Below are 22,955 nucleotides of genomic sequence, written 5' to 3'. Positions count from 1 at the left end.
TTAGAATTAAATAAAGATGCTCTAATCTATAAAACAAGGCTAAACTCAATCAAATTTCAATGTTTTTATTGGTGTCAACTTTGTTAAAATGAGTGTTGGAAGAAACAACATAATAGCGCAAGTTAAAAACGTTCCAACATTAAGAAGTACAAAATAATACCAGTTTATATAAATAGCAACGTAATCTACGTAATAGGTTTCGCTATCGAGTTTTGCTATTTTAAAATAGTACTGCAACAAACACAATCCAATTCCAAAAATATTGCCCCACATCATTCCCCGTCCAATTAACTTAAAACTGATAAACAAAAATATTTTTCGCACATTCACATTGTTCATTCCTAGCGCCTTTACAAGTCCTACCATGTTTGTGCGTTCCAAAATTAAAATCAGTAAGGCCGTAATCATATTAATGGTTGCAACCAATATCATCAACACAATCACAATTACTCCGTTTATATCTAATTTATCGAGCCACATAAAAATATTGGAGTAGATTTGTTTTACATTATTTATATCGTAATCGTAACCTAAAACTTCTTCAATCTGTTCTTGATCTTCTTCTACTTTGTTAAAATCTTTCACTGCTATTTCGTAATTGCCAACCATTGTCGAATCCCAATTACTTATGCGCTGAATCTGCCTTAGATCCACGAGACTTAACTTGGCATCAAAATCGGCAAAATTTGTTTTAAAAATTCCACAGATTGTAAATTTCCGAGAACGTTGTTCAGACTTAGTTATAATTTCATGCAATACACTATCATAAGCTTCACGCTGCGAAATAAAATAAATAAGCACTTTGCCATGTAGTTTTAAATCCATTCTTTTTGCTAAAACCTCACTAATAAATATTTCCTTACTTATTTCTTCAGTTCCAAAATTCGGCAATCTGCCTTCCGTTATATGTTTTTTTAAATAGTCAAAATCGTAATTGTTATCTACACCTTTTAATAAAATTCCTTCGTTTTCTGTATCTGTTTTTAAAAGTCCGTTTTTAAACGCCGTTTTTTGTATATGTTTAACAAATGGTATTTTTTTAAGAATTTCGAGTGTATCCTCACTCATAACAATAGGCTCAGCTTCGTTACTAGCATTGCGATTTATACTGCTAACAACAATATGTGTTGTAAGACCAGTTATTTTACTCACAATTTCTTTTTTAAAGCCCAAAACAATACTTACGGTTAAAAGCATAACAGAAACGCCAAGTGTAATGCCAATAATTCCTATTTTTACAATAGGTTTAGAGATACTATCTTTGTTTTGTTTAGAATTGGAAATTCTGTTGGCTATAAATTTTTCTACGCTCAAAAAATATACTTAATGCACAAAAATAATAAATTGATCCGCTTTAGCACCTTTTTAATTCTTTTATCACAATTTGCCTGCGCTCAGAGTAATGTCGCCATTAAAGAATACACCACTGTTGTTATTGGGGCACAACAATTCGATCTTTATCTTCCTTTGTTAACCAACAAACGTGTAGGCATAGTAACTAATATAACTGGACTTGTAGGTAAAACAAGTATTGTTGACACACTTCTTAAATTAAAAGTGAAAGTAAAAAAGATTTTTGGTCCTGAACATGGCTTTAGAAGTGATGCAGATGCTGGAGCGCATGTAAAAAGTAATAAGGACATTAAAACTGGTTTACCCATTGTTTCATTATATGGATCTAACAAAAAACCAACCAAGGAACAACTAAAAGATATTGATGTTTTAATTTATGACATACAAGATATCGGCGCCCGTTTCTATACTTATATTTCAACTATGTGTTATGCAATGGAAGCTTGCGCAGAAAACAACAAAGAATTTATTATACTGGATCGCCCAAATCCAAATGGATTTTACATTGACGGTCCTGTTTTAAACGACGAGTTTAAAAGTTTTTTAGGAATGCATCGCGTTCCGATTGTTTATGGCATGACCTGCGGTGAATATGCGCAAATGGCCAATGATGAAGGCTGGTTAAAAAACAAAGTGAGTTGCAAACTAACCATAATTCCTCTGAAAAAATACGATAGAAAAGCTTCTTATAAACTTCCGGTAAATCCATCACCAAATATTCCTAATGCGGAGTCTGTTCTTTTATACCCAAGTTTAGGCTTATTTGAAGGTACGGTGATGAGTCTTGGAAGAGGCACTGATATTCCTTTCCAGGTAATTGGACATCCAAAATATCCAGACACTTCTTTTTACTTTACTCCACTACCTTCATCACTATCAAAAGAACCACGCTATTTTAACCAACGCTGTTATGGCTTGGATTTGCGAAAAGACATTTATTTAAAAGCACATCCAAAAAAAATTAATTTGCAGTGGTTGGCACAATCGTACAAAAAATTAAACAACCTTGATTTTTTTGAAATGAACTTTAATTACCATTCAGGAAACTCGTTATTGCAGGAACAATTAAAAAATAATGTTTCTGAAAAAGACATTCGCGAAAGCTGGCAAAAGGATACAGAAGTTTTTAAAGAAATTAGAAAACGGTATTTGTTATATCCTGATTTTGGTTAATTCTTAATCAATTTTATTGTTTCAGTTAGAGAACCTTTTTTATGTAGAATAAAATAAACACCGCTTGAATAATCAGCTAAATCAATTTTATTTATCCCTTGACTTACTTCCATTCTTAAGATAATTTGACCTAATGCATTAGTTATTAGTAATTGAATTTGATCAGAACTTTCAACAAAAAACTCTCCAGAACTTGGATTTGGAAATACAAATAATCTCTTAACATTAGCTAAACCATTCGCAACACCTACACATTCGTTTACAAAGACTGTAATACTTGCATCGTTTGTACAACTATTGTTATCTACACCTTCTACTGTATAGGTAGATGTTACTGTTGGGCTAACATTAATAGAAGCAGAATACTGTCCATTACTCCACACATAAAACGTGGCTCCTAAACCGTGCAAAAAAATAGTTTCTCCTAAACATATCTCCGATTTATCGGCTACAACATTTATCGCCGGTGCTTGCAATACCGTAACCGTGCTGGTGGTTTTACCAACGCAGGCGTTCGCGTCAGTACCAGTAACGGTATAAACATTTGTTACAAGTGGTGAAACAAGTGGCGAGCCACTAGAGTATGTATAAGTTATTCCACCAATAGGATTAAGTGTGAAAGTGGCGCCTTGACAAATTGTGCCACTATTTAATGTTATTATAGGTAAAGGCAACACTGTAATTAATTTAGTTACTGAGGAAGTGCAACCATAACTGTTAGTACCTTGCAAAGTATAGGTTGTTGAACTTGACGGATAAACGGTAATCAGGTTACCCGTAACATTAATAACACTCCAGGTGTAATTGGTTGCTGTTCCGCTGCCAATAAGACTTATTGGTGATCCGTCACACACTGAATTATTTCCTGATATAACAATTACTGGTAAAGGATTTACAGCAACATTACTAATTGCTGGAAATGCAGAAATACACCCAGCTACACTAGTTCCTGTTATGGAGTAAGAAGTAGTAAACAAAGGGTATACAACTGAATTTCCATTAGAAAAAGTGTAAGACAAAGCACCTGAAGGCGCAAGTGTAAAAGCTTTACCCGCACAAACGGTTCCATCATTTGCGGAAATTACAGGTAAATCATGTACTGTAACCTGGCTTATACTTGCGGGCGATGATGTGCAACCTAAACTATTTGTACCTGTAACCGAATACGAAGTAGTGATTGTAGGAGATATAACTGAACTGCCCGAAGAATAGAAATAGGTAACACCTCCCGAAGGTTGCAAAGTAAATGTTTGTCCAGCACAAATTGAACCGCTATTCACCGAAACAATCGGCAAGGCCACAACTGTTACTGTTGAAATCGCCGGCATCAACGATTGACAGCCCTCAATGCTGATTCCTATAACGCTATATACTGTATTTGTAACTGGGCTTACCACTGCTGATCCTCCACTATAAGAGTATGAACTTGCGCCACTCACTGCAAGTGTAAAACTTTCACCGGCACAAATACTTCCACTACTTGCCGTGACTATAGGTCGCGCGAAAACAGTAACATTGGAAACCACTGAAGATGAAATACAGCCAGTTAATGTATTTGTGCCGCTAACAGAATAAGATGAACCTATTGTTGGACTCACAATAGCAGAACCACCAGAGTACGTATAGGTACTTGCACCTGTAGGATTAATGGTAAAACTTTGTCCTACACAAATTGTACCACTGTTAACAGACAAGGTTGGTAAAGGCAAAGCATTTACCGTAATTGATTTAACCGCAGTTGCAGCGCATCCTCCAAATGATTTAGCAGTTACGGTATACGTGCTATTTGTACTTGGTGTAATAGAAATAGAGTGGCTTGTTGCGCCAGTACTCCATGAGTATGTTCCAGCGCCAGAAGCTTTTAGTATTAAACTGTTACCTAAACAAACTGTATTAGTAGTAGTGAGGGAAAGGGTAGGATGTGCGTTTAATAGTATTTGTAAAGAGTTTGAACCCAAATTTACTATCGCTAAATCTGGTTTACCATCCGAATTTAAATCGGATGAAAGAACTTTACGTGGATTGGTTCCTGTTGAGTAATTTATTTGCGAGGTAAAACTAGAACTTCCTGTTCCTAGCAAAACAGATATATTTGCACTAGAATAATTTGATACAACAATATCTTTAATGCCATCCATATTATAATCTCCAACGCTCACCGAAACAGGATTAGCTCCAACTACATATGCTGCCTGTGTTCCAAAACTCCCTGATCCCAAGCCAAGTAGGACAGAAACACTGCTTGACGAATAATTCGCAACTGCCAAATCCGCAATAAAATCACCATTAAAATCGGCAGTTGCAATTGCATATGGACCAGAGCCGCACGCGTAATTTGCGCCAGCAGTAAAAACTCCAGAAGAAGATCCATTCAAAATTGATACATTTCCAGAACCACTATTTGTAATAGCTAAATCCAGATCACCATCTAAATCAAAATCAGCCGCTAAAAGCCCTGTGGGATTTGTCCCAACCGAATAATTTACGGCGGCACCAAAACCACCTGATCCAAGTCCAAACAAAACAGAAATACTATTTGAGTTAAAATTCGTAACTGCAATATCTATTTTACTATCCGAATTAAAGTCACCCGAAACAATACCGTAAGGCAAAAGGCCCACAGCAAAATTTGTAGTTGCGCCAAAACTACCGGTTCCAGTGCCCAGTAATACAGAAACGCTTGCCCCACCATAATTAGCTACAGCAATATCTTTGTGCCCATCTCCATTAAAATCAGCAACCACAGCTTGTCCGGGATTTCCGTTGGCAAAATAAGTGGCTGTGGTAGAAAAAACGCCAACACCATTCCCTGATAAAATTGACAAACTGTTTGAACCATAGTTAGAAACAACCAAATCTTTAAAGCCATCTGAATTAAAATCCCCATCACTAACCGAAGAAGGCGAGTTACCCGTTGCGTTTATTATTGCCGCACCCAGAGTAGCGTTACCGGTATTGATTATCACTGTTACTTTTCCACCCTGAAGTGAAACTGAAGCAATATCAGCAATTCCATCAGCGTTAAAATCAGCAGCAATCATTGATATTGGCTGATCTGTTAATTGATATGTCCCAGAAAAACTAAACGAACCCACGCCCATTCCAGAAAAAAAAGAAATACTATTACCGCTGTAATTACCAACTGCTACATCTGTTTTCCCATCATTGTTAAAATCACCCAGCGCATGTGTTGTTGGTCCGATACCTGTGGGATAATATACCGGGGTTGCAAAAGAGCCCGTACCTGTACCCATTAAAATAGAAAGATTATAAGCGTTATAGTTGGAAATACTTAGATCCATATTTCCGTCGCCATTAAAATCTAATGATTTCACACAATAAGGCCCCCCCCCTGTAGTAAAATTAACAGCAGCCGCAAAAGTTCCACTCACAGAACCCAACAATAAAGAAACCGTATTAGACCCTGAATTAGCTGCAACAATATCTGAATTCCCATCATTATTTAAATCAGCAATGCAAACAGAAACAGGAAGCGATCCAACCGAATAATTTACGGCTGCAGCAAATGTACCACTTGTTGAACCTAATAAAATTGAAACATTGGAAGAGTTAAAATTAGCCACAACCAAATCAAGATTACCGTCCAAATTTAAATCGCCAACTCTCACACAATTAGGGTTGGTCCCCGCACTGTAGTTAACAGCAGCAGCAAACGTACCCGAAGGCGAACCAAATAAAATTGCTACATTATTTGAAGTAATATTCGCCACCACCAAATCTGGATAACCATCTAGATTAAAATCTGCTGCGCTAAGGGATCTTGGCCCAGAAACAACTGGGTAATTCACAGGAGGTGCAAACGTGCCTGAACCTGAACCGAATAATACAGATATATTACTGCTACTCTCATTCGCAGTAATAAGATCCAACTTACCGTCTCCATTAACATCTGCTGCACAAACATCTCTTGGAAATATTCCGACTGTAGAGATATTGGCAACCGCCAAACTATTAAAACATACCGGCGGAACTTGCGATTTAGATATAAGATGAAGTATCAAAAAGACAAGAAGAGTGAAATTTTTCATTGGCATTATTCTTTATGGGGTTGGTACAATGTATGAATAAATCTACCTTCATTACATTTCTCCCGCTCATTCAAATGAGCGCTTTACTCATTTATTTGGGTACTTAAGAAGAGCGTTTTTTTAAACAAATTTGCTTCTGAAAACCAAGCTCGAATAAGATAAAAAAAATCTTCAAATAAAAAATTGGCTATTCTTCTTTAGAACCCTATTTTTGTAGCTCTTTAAAGAAATAGCAACAATGGCGAATTTTGATTTAATCATGCCTAAAATGGGCGAAAGTGTAGCAGAAGCTACAATTATTAAATGGACTAAAAACGAAGGCGATACAATTAAAATTGATGAAACAGTTTTAGAAATTGCTACTGATAAAGTAGACAGTGAAATCCCGTCCCCGTTTGAAGGTACTTTAATAAAACGCTTATTTAACGAAGGGGATGTTGTTCAAGTAGGTGCGGTAATTGGTGTGATTAGCAGCGATGCAAATGCAAGCGTTAGTGATGCTCCAAAAACCTCAACTTCTGAGGCTAAAAAGGCAGAATCGGCTCCAGCCGCTGCAAACCTTTCTACAGCAGCTCCTGCCGCAAATGTTGATTTTAGCAACTCCGATAAATTTTATTCTCCGCTTGTAAAAAGCATTGCCAAAGAAGAAGGTATTTCATTAGCTGAATTAGATTCCATTAAAGGTAGCGGACAAGAAGGCCGTGTTACCAAAGCAGATATATTAGCTTACATACCAAACCGCAACAAACAAGGCGCAAGCAGTGCGACTCCTGCCGCGGCTCCAAAAACTGAAACGAAAACCGCTTCAGGTGGAACAATGTCGGTTGGCGAACATGCTATCATAGTTAACCGTCCTGCTGTTTCAGTTGGTGCAGGTGATGAAATTGTTGAAATGGATCGCATGCGTAAAATGATCGCTGATAACATGGTGATGAGTAAACATGTATCGCCACACGTTACGTCTTATGTAGAAGCAGATGTGACTAATTTGGTAATGTGGAGAGACAAAGCGAAAAAAGAATTCGAAAAACGTGACGGAGAAAAATTAACTTTTACTCCACTCTTTATTGAGGCAGTTGCAAGAGCGATAAAAGATTTTCCATTAATCAATGTTTCAGTTGATCAAACAGGAACTAAAATTATTAAACGTAAAAACATTAACATTGGTATGGCTGCGGCCTTACCTAGCGGAAATTTAATTGTTCCAGTAATTAAAAATGCTGATGAGAAAAATCTTCTTGGTATTACGAAAGCGGTAAACGATTTAGCTAACCGTGCGCGTGGTAACAAATTACAACCAGATGAAATTCAAGGCGGCACCTTTACGCTGACAAATGTTGGTAGTTTTGGTAATTTAATGGGGACACCTATTATTCTGCAACCTCAAGTCGCTATTCTTGCTGTAGGAAGCATTAAAAAGAAACCAGCAGTATTGGAAACGCCTCAAGGTGATGTAATTGCCATCAGACAGTTCATGTTCTTATCTCTCAGCTACGATCACCGTGTGGTAGATGGTTCATTGGGAGGCACGTTTTTACGTCGTGTTGCTGATTATTTAGAGCAATGGGATATAAACAGACCAGCTTAAAAAATTGAAAACCGATTCGAATGAATCGGTTTTTTTATGTTCATTTTTTTATATAGAAAGGTAAACATAAACTAACGTAATATTTTTCTTACAAAAGCTACTGTAAAATAACTCATTAAAAATATTCCTGTAAATCCTTCGCAGGCAGCGAAAATTTTCAAATACCCTTCGGCAAAATAGTCGCCGTAGCCAACAGTAGAAAAAGTAATTGCACTATAATAAATACTGTTCCAAAAATCGTGCACCCGACTCAATTCGGAAGGCAAAGTAGATGCGATGGTTCCTATTTGCGGAAAAAACTCAGTAAAAGAATAAAAAATAAGTGCGTACAAAACCACGGCAAGCATTGCATTTAAAAGAACACGTGTAGGTGCTGTGGCATAACGACCAACATAATCAAATACATACTTTTGAAAATAATAAATAGGATAAGCATTCACAGCTTTTATTCCTCTTTTCGAAAGTGCGTCTTGCAAATTTGCTTTTGCCTCACAGCGCCTAAATTCAAGGTATGCAGCATCTTCGTCTTCGTACTGACCGTTATTTCTAAAGTTTTCTTTTAAAATCCTAAACTGCTCAGCTTTTTGAAACATGGAGGTGTTTTTCTGATTATAAATTAAATCATACACGTCATTTCCTCTCCAATCAATAAATAAACGGCCAAGAATTCTCATATCCGCAAGAATCATTTCTTTTATGACAACTTTTTCACCTTCTGGTTTTACCTCTAAAATATCACGTACAATCGTACTCCGCATATCTAATAGATGGCATTCTCCAAACCGCAAATCAATATATGCATCGAGGTGACATCCTCTAAAAGAAATATTTGTTGCGTAGGCTTGATTAAAACTAATAGTTCCTTTTCCGAAATTCACAAGGTCAAATTGGGCTTCACCATGGGCGAAATCAGCTCTATCAAAGGTTTTTCGTCCTTCTCCAAAAACAGCGCCTCTAAAACTTACTTTACCATCTCCAAATTCTACTCCTTCAAAAGAAACGTCACCATTATTAAAATCAATCCGTTTAAAATCAATTTTTCCACCGCCAAATTCTACATTCTTAAAACTTTTTACTCCCTTACCAAAACTGGCGCGTTCAAAAGTTATGTCACCACTCGAAAATTTAGCGAATTTAAAATCAACAGTTCCATCACCAAAATAAGTGTTCTTGTAATCTACATTACCATTACTAAAATTAGCGTCAACAAAACTTAAATTACCTGCACCAAAATTTGCTGTATTAAACGTAATGTGACCATCACCAAATTTAACGGAACGAAAACTCGTGCTTCCACTTCCAAATTTTGCTTTTCGAAAATTCACATCCCCATGTCCAAAATCGCTATTGAAAAAATTTACAAAACCATTTGCAAAAACAGAAGACTCAAAAATTGTTTTCTCTCCTTCAAAATCAGCATAACTAAAATCTATTTCATGATTACAATCAAAAAATGTACCACGGGCTGAAAAGTCTTTTAAAGTGATTCTCGTATGTTTATCAAGCTGTCTTAATTTTCGGTATTCACTTAAAGAAAAATCCTTAATATAACTATTGCTTATATTAAGGGAATCACCTTTTTCTATAAGATCGTACACCTCTTCTTTTGTGATTACCTGAAAATCAAATGAAGCTACTTTTTTATGAGTAGTGTCATAAAAAATAACCGTTACCGCTTTTTCACCATCCAGATAAGATTCTCCAAAAACGTTTGTTTCAAAGCGCAACGAATGATCCTCATGTAATGGACTTTCAAGCATAAACAGATATGATAAATTTAAGAGGTGGTTGAAAATAATACAATGCGCTTAACAAAACAAGGGTTTATACTAAGGACTTATAAAAAAAATTGGCAACCGAAGTTGCCAAATAAATAAAACAATCGTATAAAAATAATACTACCAGTCGTCTTCACCCTTATTTTCTTCAGGAATAAGTCCCATTCCTATTTTAATATCTGCAACAACAAGTCCAGCACCAACCAGAGCTTGTCCTTTTAATTTTTTCCAAACTTGATCATTCATGCCCATACTTCCGCATTCTGCCACAACGTTATCGATACTACCACCACTGGTATTACCAGTTTTACTTATGTGCTTTATTTCGGAAACGGTGTATCTGTATTTGCTGTTTTTACATTCGATTACTACTTTCATAGTAATCTTGCCACTAAAATCCACTTCGGGATTTAGTTCTTTCGGTTTAACAGGAAAACTTGCAGTACATTCAACTTTACTCCCTGTTGTTGTAGCATCTGTCTTCTTGTATTTATCCGTTTCTGATTTCGTCCAAGCGATTGCGCGTTTCATTAAATCACCAACGCCTAAAGAATCAGTAGGAACAACCTCCGTTAATTTTGTTTCCACCTTTTTTTTAGCAAACTCATCTTCTTGTTTCGCTGGTTCTGATGGTTTATCTGATGCGGTTTGAGCAAAAGAAAAACTAGATGCGAAAAGGAGCATAACGATACCTAATTTTTTATTCTCTATCATATTTTTTTGACTAAAAAAATCTAAGTTTTACTTACGGTTACGAAAATACTGTTTTTTTTAATAAATCCGAGGAAATTGCTGAGGATTAGTTTCGTGCATTAATTGGTAAATAATATCAAAAACATCATCTGCATTTGGCTTACTAAAGTAATCTCCATCACTACCATAGGCAGGTCTATGCTCTTTAGATGCAATAGTAACAGGGGCTGAATCTAAAAATTTGTAAGCTCCTTGATCTTCCATAATCTGTTGCAAAATATAAGCGCTTGCGCCTCCAGGAACGTCCTCATCTAATACAACAAGACGGTTCGTTTTTTTAACAGATTCAACAAGCGATTTATGAATATCAAAAGGAATTAAAGTTTGTAGATCGATTAATTCAACAGAAACGCCATGATTTTCGAGATGCTTCATTGCATCTTGAGCAATGCGAACAGAACTACCATACGTTACTAAGGTAACGTCTGTTCCATGATTTAACACTTCCGGAATTCCTAATGCTAATTTATATTCTCCGAAATTTGAAGGTTGTTTTTCTTTTAAACGGTATCCGTTTAATGGTTCAATTACCAATGCCGGTTCATCCGCTTCTAATAAAGTATTGTAAAAGGCAGAAGCAATTGTCATATTTCTAGGTACACACACGTTTATTCCACGACACGCATGAATAATAACTCCCATTGGCGAACCACTATGCCAAACGCCTTCTAAGCGATGGCCTCTTGTTCGAATAATTACAGGTGCTTTTTGTCTTCCTTTGGTGCGCCATTGTACAGTGGCAAGATCGTCGCTCATTAACTGTAACGCATACAGCAAATAATCTAAATACTGAATTTCCGCAATAGGTCTTAAACCACGCATTGAAAGCCCGATAGCTTGCCCCATGATAGTAGCTTCACGGATACCCGTATCAAAAACTCGGTGCTCGCCATACTTTTGTTGAAGCCCTTCTAAACCTTGGTTAACGCCTCCGATTTTCCCAGAGTCTTCACCAAAAATCATTACTTCAGGGTACTTATTCAAAATTGCATCAAAATTTTCACGCAAGACTTCACGTCCGTCAATAAATTTTTCAGTATCATAAATAATCGAACTAGTAGAAATGTTTTTTACGTTTTGATTAGATTGGGAATACAAATGTGAGCTAAAACGGTAGTTATTTTGTAATCTTGCCGTATTCAACCAAGATACTAATTGAGTTCTGGCAGTAGAAGGAATTGTGTGCGTCAATCTCAAAACGCTTTTTATTGTTGTGTGGAGGTCTCTCCTATTCGGTTCTTTTATTGCTTGCAATTCCTTTTTAAGGGCTAAAACACTTTCGCTTCCTATTTCTTCAAATAAGGCAGCTACCTCGTTTATTTCTTCCTTAATTGGATCTAAATAATTTTTCCAAGCAGCGTTTTTAGCTACTTTAACCGTTTCCTTCGCTTCTTCTTCTATTTTTTGGAGTTCTTCTTCATTTGCAAGTGCGTTGGTTAGAATCCACTCACGCATTTGTTTTACGCAGTCGTACTCTGTTTCCCATTCTAAGCGTTCTTTTGATTTATAGCGCTCGTGTGAACCGCTGGTGCTATGACCTTGTGGTTGTGTCACCTCTTCTACATGAACCAATACTGGCACATGTTCTTCGCGGCAAATTTTAATTGCCTTTTCGTAGGTTTCGCAGAGATTCGCATAGTCCCAGCCTTTGGTTTTTAATATTTCGTACCCTTTGCCCTTACCATCTCTTTGAAATCCTTTTAAAATTTCACTAATACTTTCTTTTGTTGTTTGGTATTTTTTAGGAACGGAAATTCCATGTCCATCATCCCAAACGCTCATTAACATTGGAACCTGAAGTACTCCGGCGGCGTTAATGGTCTCCCAAAAAAGTCCTTCGCTAGTTGACGCGTCGCCAATTGTGCCAAAAGCCACTTCGTTTCCTTTATTACTAAAATTGGTGTAAGGTGCTACTTGTAAGTCTTTGTTTATTCTATAAAAATGCGAAGCATAGGCCAAACCTAACAATCGAGGCATTTGACCACCGGTTGGTGAAATATCACTACTTGAATTTTTTTGATTTACAAGTGCTTTAAATGTTCCGTCATCATTTAAACTTTGAGTTCCAAAATGTCCACCCATTTGACGGCCTGCACTCATAGGTTCTTGGGAAAGGTCTGTATGTCCATATAAACCAGCAAACCATTGTTGTATGGTAAGTGCACCTATTGAAAACATAAAAGTTTGATCTCTGTAATACCCACTTCTAAAATCACCGTTCTTAAACACCTTACTCATAGCTACTTGCGCAACTTCCTTGCCATCACCAAAAATTCCAAATTTTGCTTTGCCTGTAAGTACTTCTTTTCTGCCCAATAAACTAGCCTGACGACTTTCATTTACCAACTTAAAATCGTTGAGTACTATCGTTTTAAATTCTTCAAAGCTTAAATTACTTGTTTTGGCTGAGCTCTCTTGTTTTCCCATAATAAATCCTTAGTATTACAAATATAACAGATTGAGCGGAATGAGGGAAATATTTTCAAATATCCAATTGATTTTAGTGTGAATTGTTTTTGAGAGTTTAAAAGTTAAAAAACAGATAACCTTGCTTTTATTTTCACTATCTTTAATGTTCTCATATTAAATTTAACAAAAAAAATAAACAAAAAATGCGCAAACTTTTATCCTCTTTGATAATACTATTTGGTTGCAACCTTTTATCAGCACAAAATTATTGTTACACAACAGAAATGCAAAATGCCTGGTTTACTAAGCATCCCGAGCTAAAGGCAGCGTTTGAGAAACATCAGCAAGTTTCAGAGGAAATAGACAACGAGCTTTTTAAAACTGGTTATAAACTAGCTGGAAAGAGTGCTGCTGCAGGAAACTATACTATTCCAGTAGTTTTTCACATCTTACATTTAGGTGGATCTGAAAACATTAGCGATGCGCAGGTAAATGATGCCATGAGTATTTTAACAAGAGATTTTAATGCGGATAACGCTGATACTTCTGATGTTGTCATCCAATTTAAACACCTAATTGGAAATCCACAAATTGATTTTATGCTTGCTACAAAAGATCCAAATGGTAATTGTACAAATGGCATTATTAGACATTATGATGCAAACACCGACTGGAGCGGAAGTGGCTCCAATTATGCTTACACATGGCCGGCAACAAGATACTTAAACGTTTATGTAGTCAGAACCATGGGTGGTGGTGCCGCGGGTTATACTTATCTGCCAGGCTCGGGTATACCAGCTGCTATGGATGCTATTGTTATTTTAAATGGCTATGTTGGTAGTATTGGTTCTGGTAATTTAGCTACTTCTAGAGCTTTAACACACGAAGTTGGTCACTGGCTTAATTTACCTCATGTTTGGGGCGGAACCAATCAACCAGGTGTTGCTTGCGGAAATGACGGTGTGAATGACACGCCAATTACAAAAGGTTATACTTCCTGCAATTTAAACAACTCTACAATTTGTACCCCAGGTATTGTTGAAAATGTGCAAAATTACATGGACTATGCTTATTGTCAACGAATGTACACCATTGGCCAGGCAAGTAGAATGCAGACTGCCATAAATAGTCCTATTGCTGGAAGAAATAATTTATCTACACCAAATAATTTAGCTTTTACAGGTATAACTAGTCCAGGTGTTGGCTGTATTCCTGATTTAGATATTTTAGCCAATCCTGCTTTAGTGGTTTGTTCTGGAAAAACCTTGAGTCTTGCTAGTTACACATTCAATGCATCCCCAACAAACTATTTGTGGACTGCGGATAATTCAGCAAGTGTTGTAAATCCTACAGCAGCCACCACTCCCGTTCTTTTTACCAATCAAGGTATAACTCAAGTGAGTTGTCTTGTTTCCAATGCAAATGGAAGCAGTTCAAAAACAATAGCCATTAATGTACAAAATGGAGTTACTCAAATAATTTCTACAAACTCAGAAAGTTTTTATGGGCCAGGCGTAACGCTTCCAACTTCATGGAAAGTAGTTAGCCCAACCTCACCCTTAAAAAAATGGGAGATTGTTAATAATATCGGATCAGATGGCATAGGTTCTGCCTACGTACCCGGAGAGCTCCTTGATCCAAACGACATTGTAATATTAGAGAGTCCATCGTATGATTTTAAAAACAATCCTGGGGTGCAATTCTCTTTCAAATACGCATACGCTTGGCAATCAACAAGTCATAAAGATGTGTTTAAGGTTCAGGCAAGTAAAAATTGTGGTGGTATTTGGTTGGATGTTTGGGTTCCAACAAATTCTTTTCTAGCTCTAAATACTGGAGGTGTCCTATCTGATTTATATTATCCTTTATCTGTTGACTGGCAGCTAAGAAACATAACTCAACAGCCTCAGTTTTATTCTTTTCTCTCAGAAGAAAATGTTCTCATTCGATTCTACTTTCAGGAAAATAAAGACGGGATCGGTTCTGGGAATAGGTTTTATTTAGACGAAGTTAATTTCACTGGTGTGGTTGGAATTAATGACTTAACTAAAGCTGTTGCTTTTAATGTATTTCCAAATCCAACAAGCGACGTAATAAACCTCAGCTTCCAACTTTCTGATTTCTCAAAAATAAAATACGAATTGGTAACTGTAACAGGAGAAGTCATTTCAAATGAAAGCGAGAAAACCTATTCGGAAGGTTCATACACAATTTCAATTAACAAAAATACCGAGTTAGCAGCTGGTATATATTTTATTAATCTTCATGTGAATGGCGCTAAAATGTGTAAGAAAATTATTGTAAAATAAAAACAAACTTATTTCAGGACAAGAGAACAGAAATAAAAAAGCCTCAAATAAATTTGAGGCTTTTTTAATATAAAAATCTAGTATTATTTCTTTGCAGGTGCAGCAGCTTTCGCGTCTGCAGCAGGAGCAGCAGCTTTCGCAGCAGCTGGTTCTTCAGCAACAACGTTACGTGTTGTATCAACACTTACAATAGAAATATTTTTAGGGTGTAATAAAGTAATTCCATCAATATTGATATCACCAGCAGAAATAGACTTTCCAATAACCAAGTGCTCAATATTTAAATCAATAAACTCAGGTAATTTAGAAATAAGTCCTCTAACTTTTACTTTACGCATTTTAATAGTTAATTTACCGCCAGCTTTAACGCCTTCAGATACACCATTTGTTTTAACTGGTAATTGAACCATTACCGGCTTATCTTCTGATACTTGTAAAAAATCAGCGTGAATTAAACGGTCGTTAATCTTGTGGTATTGTGCTTCTTGTAATATAGTTTTGTATGTTTTACCACCTACTTCTACATTAACTAAATTAGTTTCAGGAGTAAAGATGATTTCTTTAAAGTGACGGATATCCGCACTAAAGTGAATTTGCTCACCAGCACCATAAATAACACATGGAACCATGCCTTTGGCTCTTAAAGCCGCTGCATCTGTTTTCCCTACGTTCGCTCTCAGCGAACCGCTCAAAGATACTATTTTCATTTTTTTGTTTTTTTTGTTGAATACCCCGATTTGCCCGTTTCAATTCTGAATATTCGTTTATGTTTGTTTACGGGTTATAAAATAAAATTACTGCTAATTGATTCGTAGTTATGTACGCTGCTTATTACCTTGGCAAATAGTGGTGCTACACTTAACACTTTTATTTTTGCGCAATCTTGACTTAAAGGAATTGTATCTGTAACAATTAATTCTGTTAAACAAGATTTTTCAATATTTTCATAGGCCTTACCTGATAATACAGGGTGCGTACAAATTGCTCTTACACTTAATGCTCCACGTTCCAACATCATTTCGGCTGCTTTACAAAGCGTGCCACCTGTGTCTACAAGATCGTCGACAAGAATAATGTTTCTTCCTTCAATTTCACCAATGGCAGTCATGCTTTCAATTACGTTTGCCTTAGCACGTTGCTTGTAACAAATTACCATTTCAGCTTTTAAATGCTTAGCGTAGCCATTTGCACGTTTACTGCCACCCATATCTGGCGCGGCAATGGTAAGGTGCGGTAAATTTAATGCGGTAATATAGGGTAAAAATATAGTTGAAGCGTAAAGATGGTCTACTGGAACGTTAAAAAAGCCCTGAATTTGGTCAGCGTGAAGATCCATAGTCATTACACGGGTTGCGCCGGCAACTGCCAACATATCGGCTACCAATTTAGCGCCAATAGCCACGCGTGGTTTGTCTTTTCTGTCCTGACGAGCGTAACCAAAATATGGAAGTACAGCCACTATATGACGAGCACTTGCTCTTTTCGCTGCGTCAATCAACAATAACATTTCCATTAAATTATCAGCGGGAGGCATGGTGCTTTGTATAACAAACACACTTTGTCCACGGATACTTTCTTCATAGGAAGCCTGAAGTTCGCCGTCGCTAAAGCGATAGTGCTCAACTTTGCCTAATGCTTGTCCGTAAGAAGCGGCAATTTTTTTTGCCAAATCTTCTGTTGCAATTCCTGAAAATAATTTTACCTGCGATTCCATTTTATAAAAGGGAGCGCAAATATAGTCTTTTTTTATGAAAGAGGGGTTTGTTTCGGGTAAAATGGTACTAAATTTAGCGCACTAAGGTCGTAATTTTCAAGATTTTAGGAAGAATAAGTTTTCGAACACTTGTCTTAAAGTAAACATAATTGTGTCTCGATGGGTTGACACAAACTTACGCAAGTCTTAGTTTATTATTTAAAAAGCCCCGCTAATGCGAGGCTTTTAAGTTATTTCAAAAGATTCCAAAGTGAAAACTTGTTTATTTCAGTTTATTACTCATCTCCACAGCTTTTGTATTATCGCCAGTTAAGAGATATAGTTTTCGCAAAGCAGACATAGTAGAACGATCATCGCTTTTAATAGCTAATGCTTTTTCAAGATAAGGAATCGCTTTTTTGTAATACACCTGCGCCTTTGTTTCATTTTCTTTTTGGTATTTAGCCATGTCAGTAATTTTCTCTATTTTATGATTAGCCACGTAACCACCGTAATTGTTGTACATAGCGCCCAAATTAAACAGAGAATTGTATAAATATTCTTTGTTGGAAGGATTAAGCTCAATAGCTTTTAAGTAATTTGATTCTGCTTTCAAAAATAGCTCTTCAAAGTCTTTTGGTTTCTCAAGTTCTTTACCACTTACTTTATCTTTAGGATTAGCAAGGTTTTCGTAAATTTGTCCAGTTATAAAATAAAACAAAGGATTTTTAGGATCTTTTCCAATCGAAATTTGCAAGTTGCTTAGAGCCTCTTGTTGTTTTCCTTTTTCCAAAAACAGATTTGTCTCCTGAGTTAATAAACCAATATCATCAGGAAAAGAGCTTCTTCCTTTTCTAAGACTTTCCATAGCAGTAGTAGAGTCACCTTTTTCAAGTTCGGCAGTATAAATAGCTTCGTAATTATAAGGAGCTGCAATTTTAGCTTCTACCATTTTTTTATTGTAGGTAATTACTTTATCCAGGTTTTTTGACTTAGTGGCAGAGATACAAGCGTTATAGAAGTTTGCAGTATCTATTGTTTTATACAGGATAGTATTCATAACACCTGTTTTATAAAAATAATCAGCGGCTTCCTCGTACTTTTTCGCTTTGTATTTTCCAGAAGCAATATTGCCCGACTCCATTTTCATTTGTTGCGCAGCAATGGCAAATTTTAATTCTTCTTCGTCTAAAGCTGAAACACCTTTTTCTAAACCTGTTTGAATGGTTTCTAAAAACTTTGGATCAAGATCTTTAATTTTGTTTAGTTCTTCAGAAGCTACTTCAAAATCTTTAAGGTCAACTATACCATAAGCCTGCATTAAACGTTCGTTTTTATCCGGTACCGTTGCTTCCAGTTTTTTCTTTTCCTGATCAAGGTCATATTGAAACTGCGCATAACTAATTCTTAGTTTGTATGCATGAGCCTTCGATTGGTTTTTAGTGTCCTCATGTGCCAAAGCAAGGTCAATAGCTTCTTTTGCCTTTGTTAAATAACTTAAATTCGGACTACCGTCTTTTAGTGTTTCTTCATAGTCGCTTAGACCTCTCCAGGCTGTTTGTACCTTGCTTTTTTGAGCAGTTGCAAGAGTAGAAATAAATACTGCGGCGCTTAAGCCTAAAATTTTCAGGGTCATTTTAAATTATTTAGATTTCTTGTAACTACTTATATTTTTCTGCTTTTTCAGTATCGCCTAATCTCAAAGTAATTTGTCGCAATATTTTCTTTGTATTTGCGTCTTTTGTGATTTCATACGATGACTCGAAATAGCCAACCGATTTTTTAAAAAACTCGTTTGATTTTGATTCATACTCTTTTGTTTTTGGGTCTTTTAATCCAAGTGCATTTAATTTATCATTCCAATCTTTTGCCTGACCATAGTACAAGGCGCCAAGATTATAGTTAGCCGGTTCATAATCAGGCTTTAATTCTAATGATTTTAAATACTCTTTTTCAGCATCCTCAAATTTGCCGGTTTTCCCGTAAAGATTTGCAAGTACGAGGTGTAAAATTTCATTATCTGGCGCTACTTCAATGGCTGCTTTTAGTTTATCTTTTAATACATCCGTCTTTTTACGTGCCATGTAGATGTCGATTTCAGTGCTAATCAAATTCATGTTTTCTTCGAACATTACTTTACCTTTTTCAATATAAGACAGGGCTGCAGTGGTATCCTTATCATTCAGCGAAATTTTCACCATATCGGTATAAATTTTCACGTCTTTATAATTCATATCAATGAGTTTGTTTGCAAACTCTTTAATTTTGTCTTTGTTGCCGGCAGATTTGTACATCTCAAATTTTTCAAAAACAAGAATTTCTTTGGTTACATTTTGACGTTTTAAACTTTGATCAGAATCAAAAGGCAATGCTTGTTCCAAAAGGTCAAAACAATACAAAGCCTTATCATATTCTTTATTGCTTATATAAATACGCGCTTTACGCTTTGTAGCCGACGCAGAAGCAATCATATTTGACTTTACATTATCGCTATTTACGTTATCAATATATACCTTTGAATTATCGTTTTTCAGACAATTGATGTACGATTCTAATGCTTTTTCCTCTGCTTCCACATCTAAATCTCTTATTGCTTTTGATGTATCGGAATAAATAGCTTTGTAAACATTGCCTCTGTACATGAACATTTTTGCGCTGGATTTAGTGCTTTCATGCACGGCTGCTTCATCTGCAGCTACCTTTCCTTTTGCATAATCTTTGTTTCTTAAGGCGTTATTCATGTTTTGAATATTGATACTTTGAGCATAAACAAAGGCCGTTAAAGCAATAAATACTAATGTGAAGATTTTTTTCATCTTTTAAATTTGAATGAGTAAATAATAAAACAGCCACTAAATCATTAAACTTAGTGGCTGCCTTATTTTAGTTTAGTTTGCATTATTTAATAATATAAGCGCAAAGATTGCTTATTTACATAAATTAATCAATAGAAATTTTCTTTAATTTAACCTTATTTAGTACATCTTTATTATTCTCCTCTTTTGAGGCCTTATCCAGTAAACTTTCGATAATCCATTTATCTCCTACTACAACTGTTGTAAGCTTATTTGAATCGAAGTGTTTCTTAATTTGTTGATTTAAGTCATCCTTAGTCATATTTTTAAGGATTTGATTTTGCTTCACTGTATAGTCTTTTTCTAAATTAAATCTCGCAACAGACGCAAGAAAATCAGCTTTTTGATACGGATCTTCGTATTTAATTGCTTCTGTATTTAACAAAGCACTTTTTGTATACTCCAATTCCGAATCAGTAATTCCCCCTGTTTCGTATTTTTTAAACTCCTTAATTACCTCAGCTAAAGATAAAGCGGTTGAGCTTCTTTTAACTGCTGCGCTAATTTGAAATGTACCAGTATACTTGCCACCATTAAACCCTGAGCGAATACCATAAGTATAGCCTTTGTCTTCGCGTAAGTTTAAGTTTAAACGACTATTAAACGCTCCACCAAAAACAAAATTGGCAATTCTGTTTTTATAATAATCGCCAGTAGCATCAAATTTAAGAGATGGATAACCCATTGTGATAATAGAAGAAGGCGCTAATGATTTATTGTATATAAAAAACTTTGGCTCTACAGAAGCTACAGGTTCATCTATTGGTTGAATAACTACCTCTTTCGAAGCCCACTTATTTAAGAACTCTAAACTTGTCATTACATCCTTCTCTTCAATATCTCCCACAATAACAAGATTGGTTACCGATGGCGAATAATAATTCGTGTAATATTCTTTTACATCTGCTAATTCAATATTATCAATTGATTTAGTTGTTGGTGATAAACCCATAACAGAATTTTCATACAAAGCATAAGCAAACATTTTAGAGGCAATGGCGTTAGCATTTGTTTCTTCATCTCTTACTCCTTCCTTATATTGCTTTTTAGCCAATTTAAAGTCTTCTTCTCTAAAACCTGGACTTAACAATTTCTCTTCCAGAATTTTTAAAGTAGCATTAAAATTCTTTTTAAGACAGTTAACACGTATTGTAGTAGATGCTTTGCTCGCATCAAACGATATCGAACTTCCTAAAACATCTAACTGTGAGCTAATTTCTTCGGTAGTGAAGTTTTTAGTCCCTTCATTTAACATACTAGCTGTTAATTCGGCAATACCTAATTTTTTAATTTTGTCTTTTCCTAATACTAAACTTCCACCTTCCATCGTCATAACAATAGCAATTTCAGGAGTTTCAGCATTTTTAGTTCCAATAATACCCATGCCGTTTTTTAGTTTAGACGAAAAGTATTCAGGAACTTTCACCGTTTTGGCAGAACCCTCAGTAGGTTTAACACTTCTGTTGAACTTCTCAACAGCAGGTGTATAAGTTAAGCCTTTGTATTCAGGATTCACTGGAAAAGTTTGTCCTGCGTACGGATTTACACTTTTTACCGAATCTTTAGGATCTACAATTGGATAAGTATTTAAAACCGCAGCTCCAGAACCTTTAATGTATTTATTAAATACACGCGAAATATCTTCTTTTGTTAAGCGTGCATAACGATCTACTTCATCTGTAACATTCGAAGATCTTCCTAACAAACGCTCCCATTCAGAAATAGTTGCGTTTTTACCCCATACCGAATTTATTTGATCGTATGCTCTCGTTTCAACTTGTCCTTTCGCACGTGCTAAAGCTTCGTCGGTTATTCCAGTTTGTCCAAATTCATCAATAGCCTCTTTTACTTTTGCATCGATATCTGTAAATAGTTTTTCAAGATTAAAATCTTCTGGTGGGTAAGCAAAAATTGCAATCTGAAATTCACCTGATAATTCATCAGAGCCGTGATCAGCCGACGCTTGCACCGCTAACTTGCTTTTTACGAATTTTTTATAGAACACCGAATTGTTTCCTTGTCCCATCATAGTTCCTAACATATCTAAAGCTGCTTCATCGCGGTGATACTGAGGTACAGTCGGGAATACGCGTAAGTTTAAAGGGAAATATGTTTTATCTCTATAAGCCGTATACTTATCTGTTGCAATTGTAACAGGCGCAACTCTTAGTTTTTTTACCTCAGGACATTGTTTAATATCACCAAAATATTTATCCACCAAGGCAAGCGCATCAGCAGGTTTAAAATCACCAGATAAACTTACTATGGCATTGTTTGGACCATACCAACGTAAAAAAAAGTTTTTTACATCATTTAAATCAGCACGATTTAAATCATCTACATATCCAATTACCGGCCAGCTATATGGGTGTCCTGGAGGATATAAGGTTTTGTTAATCTCTTCAACAAATGCCATAGCGTAAGGACGATTTTCGATGTTTTGAGATTTTTCATTCTTAACGGCATCACGTTGATTTTCGAATTTTTTGGTTGTTAATGAATCTAACAAAAAGCCCATACGATCGGACTCTAACCAAAGTCCCATTTCCAAATAATTGGAAGGAAGTGTTTCATAATAAACAGTTTTATCACGCTGAGTAAATCCATTCATATCACCACCTGCGGTTGAAACCATTTTAAAATGTTGCTCATCACCCACATGTTTGGATCCTTGAAACATCATGTGCTCAAAAAAGTGCGCAAAACCAGACTTACCAAGACTTTCACGGTTCGAACCTACGTTGTAAGTTACCATGATATTTACTACAGGATCGGAATGATCTTCGTGCAATAAAATCGTTAATCCATTTGGTAATTTCCATCTTTCGTAGGGAATTACCACTTTACCTGCTGTTGCTTCCACCTTTTCAACTAATGTAGGTTGGGCCAGCAACGTTCCTAATGCTAGGAAACTAAGTGCACCTGATAGTAAAATCTTTTTAGTCATTTTGTTGTTTTTAAAAGTTTATAAAACAAAAACAGAATAGAGGTTTCA

Annotated in this window: 13 protein-coding genes; 3 read left to right on the top strand and 10 right to left on the bottom strand. The window is 35.9% G+C overall.

Features of this window, described 5'->3' with window-relative positions:
- Positions 1 to 45: 45 nt before the first annotated feature.
- Positions 46 to 1,314, bottom strand: coding sequence for an ABC transporter permease (locus P2086_RS11385; RefSeq protein ID WP_317896868.1), 1,269 nt, complete (start codon positions 1,312 to 1,314; stop codon positions 46 to 48).
- Between the two features lie 12 nt (positions 1,315 to 1,326).
- Between P2086_RS11385 and P2086_RS11380 the strand changes: the two genes are divergently transcribed.
- Positions 1,327 to 2,526 (top strand): exo-beta-N-acetylmuramidase NamZ family protein, encoded by a 1,200-nt coding sequence (locus tag P2086_RS11380; RefSeq protein WP_317896867.1) that lies wholly within the window; start codon positions 1,327 to 1,329, stop codon positions 2,524 to 2,526.
- On the opposite strand, the gene P2086_RS11375 is transcribed toward P2086_RS11380, so the two are convergent.
- The gene (locus P2086_RS11375; RefSeq protein WP_317896866.1) at positions 2,523 to 6,575 is read right to left on the bottom strand and encodes an FG-GAP-like repeat-containing protein; all 4,053 of its coding nucleotides are present in this window, start codon (positions 6,573 to 6,575) and stop codon (positions 2,523 to 2,525) included. The two genes, P2086_RS11380 and P2086_RS11375, sit on opposite strands and share 4 nt — an antisense overlap.
- 238 nt (positions 6,576 to 6,813) lie before the next feature.
- Here P2086_RS11375 and P2086_RS11370 point away from each other — a divergent pair, with 238 nt between their 5' ends.
- Positions 6,814 to 8,163 carry a dihydrolipoamide acetyltransferase family protein gene (locus P2086_RS11370; protein ID WP_317896865.1) on the top strand — a complete coding sequence of 450 codons (1,350 nt, stop codon included), beginning with the start codon at positions 6,814 to 6,816 and terminating at the stop codon, positions 8,161 to 8,163.
- A gap of 71 nt (positions 8,164 to 8,234) precedes the next feature.
- Here the strand turns inward: P2086_RS11370 and P2086_RS11365 are convergent, their stop codons facing one another.
- From P2086_RS11365 to P2086_RS11355, 3 genes are all read right to left on the bottom strand, one after another.
- A complete protein-coding gene (locus P2086_RS11365) occupies positions 8,235 to 9,923 on the bottom strand; it encodes a potassium channel family protein (protein ID WP_317896864.1) in 1,689 nt (562 codons plus the stop codon).
- A gap of 138 nt (positions 9,924 to 10,061) precedes the next feature.
- Positions 10,062 to 10,655, bottom strand: coding sequence for a hypothetical protein (locus P2086_RS11360; protein WP_317896863.1), 594 nt, complete (start codon positions 10,653 to 10,655; stop codon positions 10,062 to 10,064).
- A 57-nt stretch (positions 10,656 to 10,712) separates the two neighbouring features.
- On the bottom strand, positions 10,713 to 13,121 hold the full coding sequence (locus tag P2086_RS11355) for an alpha-ketoacid dehydrogenase subunit alpha/beta (RefSeq protein ID WP_317896862.1): 2,409 nt from the start codon (positions 13,119 to 13,121) through the stop codon (positions 10,713 to 10,715).
- 185 nt (positions 13,122 to 13,306) lie between these two features.
- Between P2086_RS11355 and P2086_RS11350 the strand changes: the two genes are divergently transcribed.
- Positions 13,307 to 15,412 (top strand): zinc-dependent metalloprotease, encoded by a 2,106-nt coding sequence (locus tag P2086_RS11350; protein WP_317896861.1) that lies wholly within the window; start codon positions 13,307 to 13,309, stop codon positions 15,410 to 15,412.
- Between the two features lie 83 nt (positions 15,413 to 15,495).
- Here the strand turns inward: P2086_RS11350 and P2086_RS11345 are convergent, their stop codons facing one another.
- The 5 genes from P2086_RS11345 to P2086_RS11325 form a co-directional block, all read right to left on the bottom strand.
- Positions 15,496 to 16,119: a 50S ribosomal protein L25 gene (locus P2086_RS11345; RefSeq protein WP_317896860.1), complete on the bottom strand. Its 624-nt coding sequence runs from the start codon at positions 16,117 to 16,119 to the stop codon at positions 15,496 to 15,498.
- Between the two features lie 74 nt (positions 16,120 to 16,193).
- Positions 16,194 to 17,126, bottom strand: coding sequence for a ribose-phosphate pyrophosphokinase (locus P2086_RS11340; RefSeq protein ID WP_317896859.1), 933 nt, complete (start codon positions 17,124 to 17,126; stop codon positions 16,194 to 16,196).
- A gap of 262 nt (positions 17,127 to 17,388) precedes the next feature.
- Positions 17,389 to 18,741, bottom strand: a complete 1,353-nt coding sequence (locus tag P2086_RS11335) for a tetratricopeptide repeat protein (RefSeq protein WP_317896858.1) — start codon at positions 18,739 to 18,741, stop codon at positions 17,389 to 17,391.
- 25 nt (positions 18,742 to 18,766) lie between these two features.
- Positions 18,767 to 19,921, bottom strand: a complete 1,155-nt coding sequence (locus tag P2086_RS11330; RefSeq protein ID WP_317896857.1) for a tetratricopeptide repeat protein — start codon at positions 19,919 to 19,921, stop codon at positions 18,767 to 18,769.
- A gap of 124 nt (positions 19,922 to 20,045) precedes the next feature.
- Positions 20,046 to 22,907: a M16 family metallopeptidase gene (locus P2086_RS11325; RefSeq protein ID WP_317896856.1), complete on the bottom strand. Its 2,862-nt coding sequence runs from the start codon at positions 22,905 to 22,907 to the stop codon at positions 20,046 to 20,048.
- Positions 22,908 to 22,955: the final 48 nt, after the last annotated feature.

The organism is Aurantibacillus circumpalustris, from assembly GCF_029625215.1.
In the GTDB taxonomy this organism is placed as follows: Bacteria; Bacteroidota; Bacteroidia; order B-17B0; family Aurantibacillaceae; genus Aurantibacillus; species Aurantibacillus circumpalustris.
The sequence above is the reverse complement of the archived record's forward strand: the minus strand, read 5'-3'. Positions and strand labels throughout refer to the sequence as shown.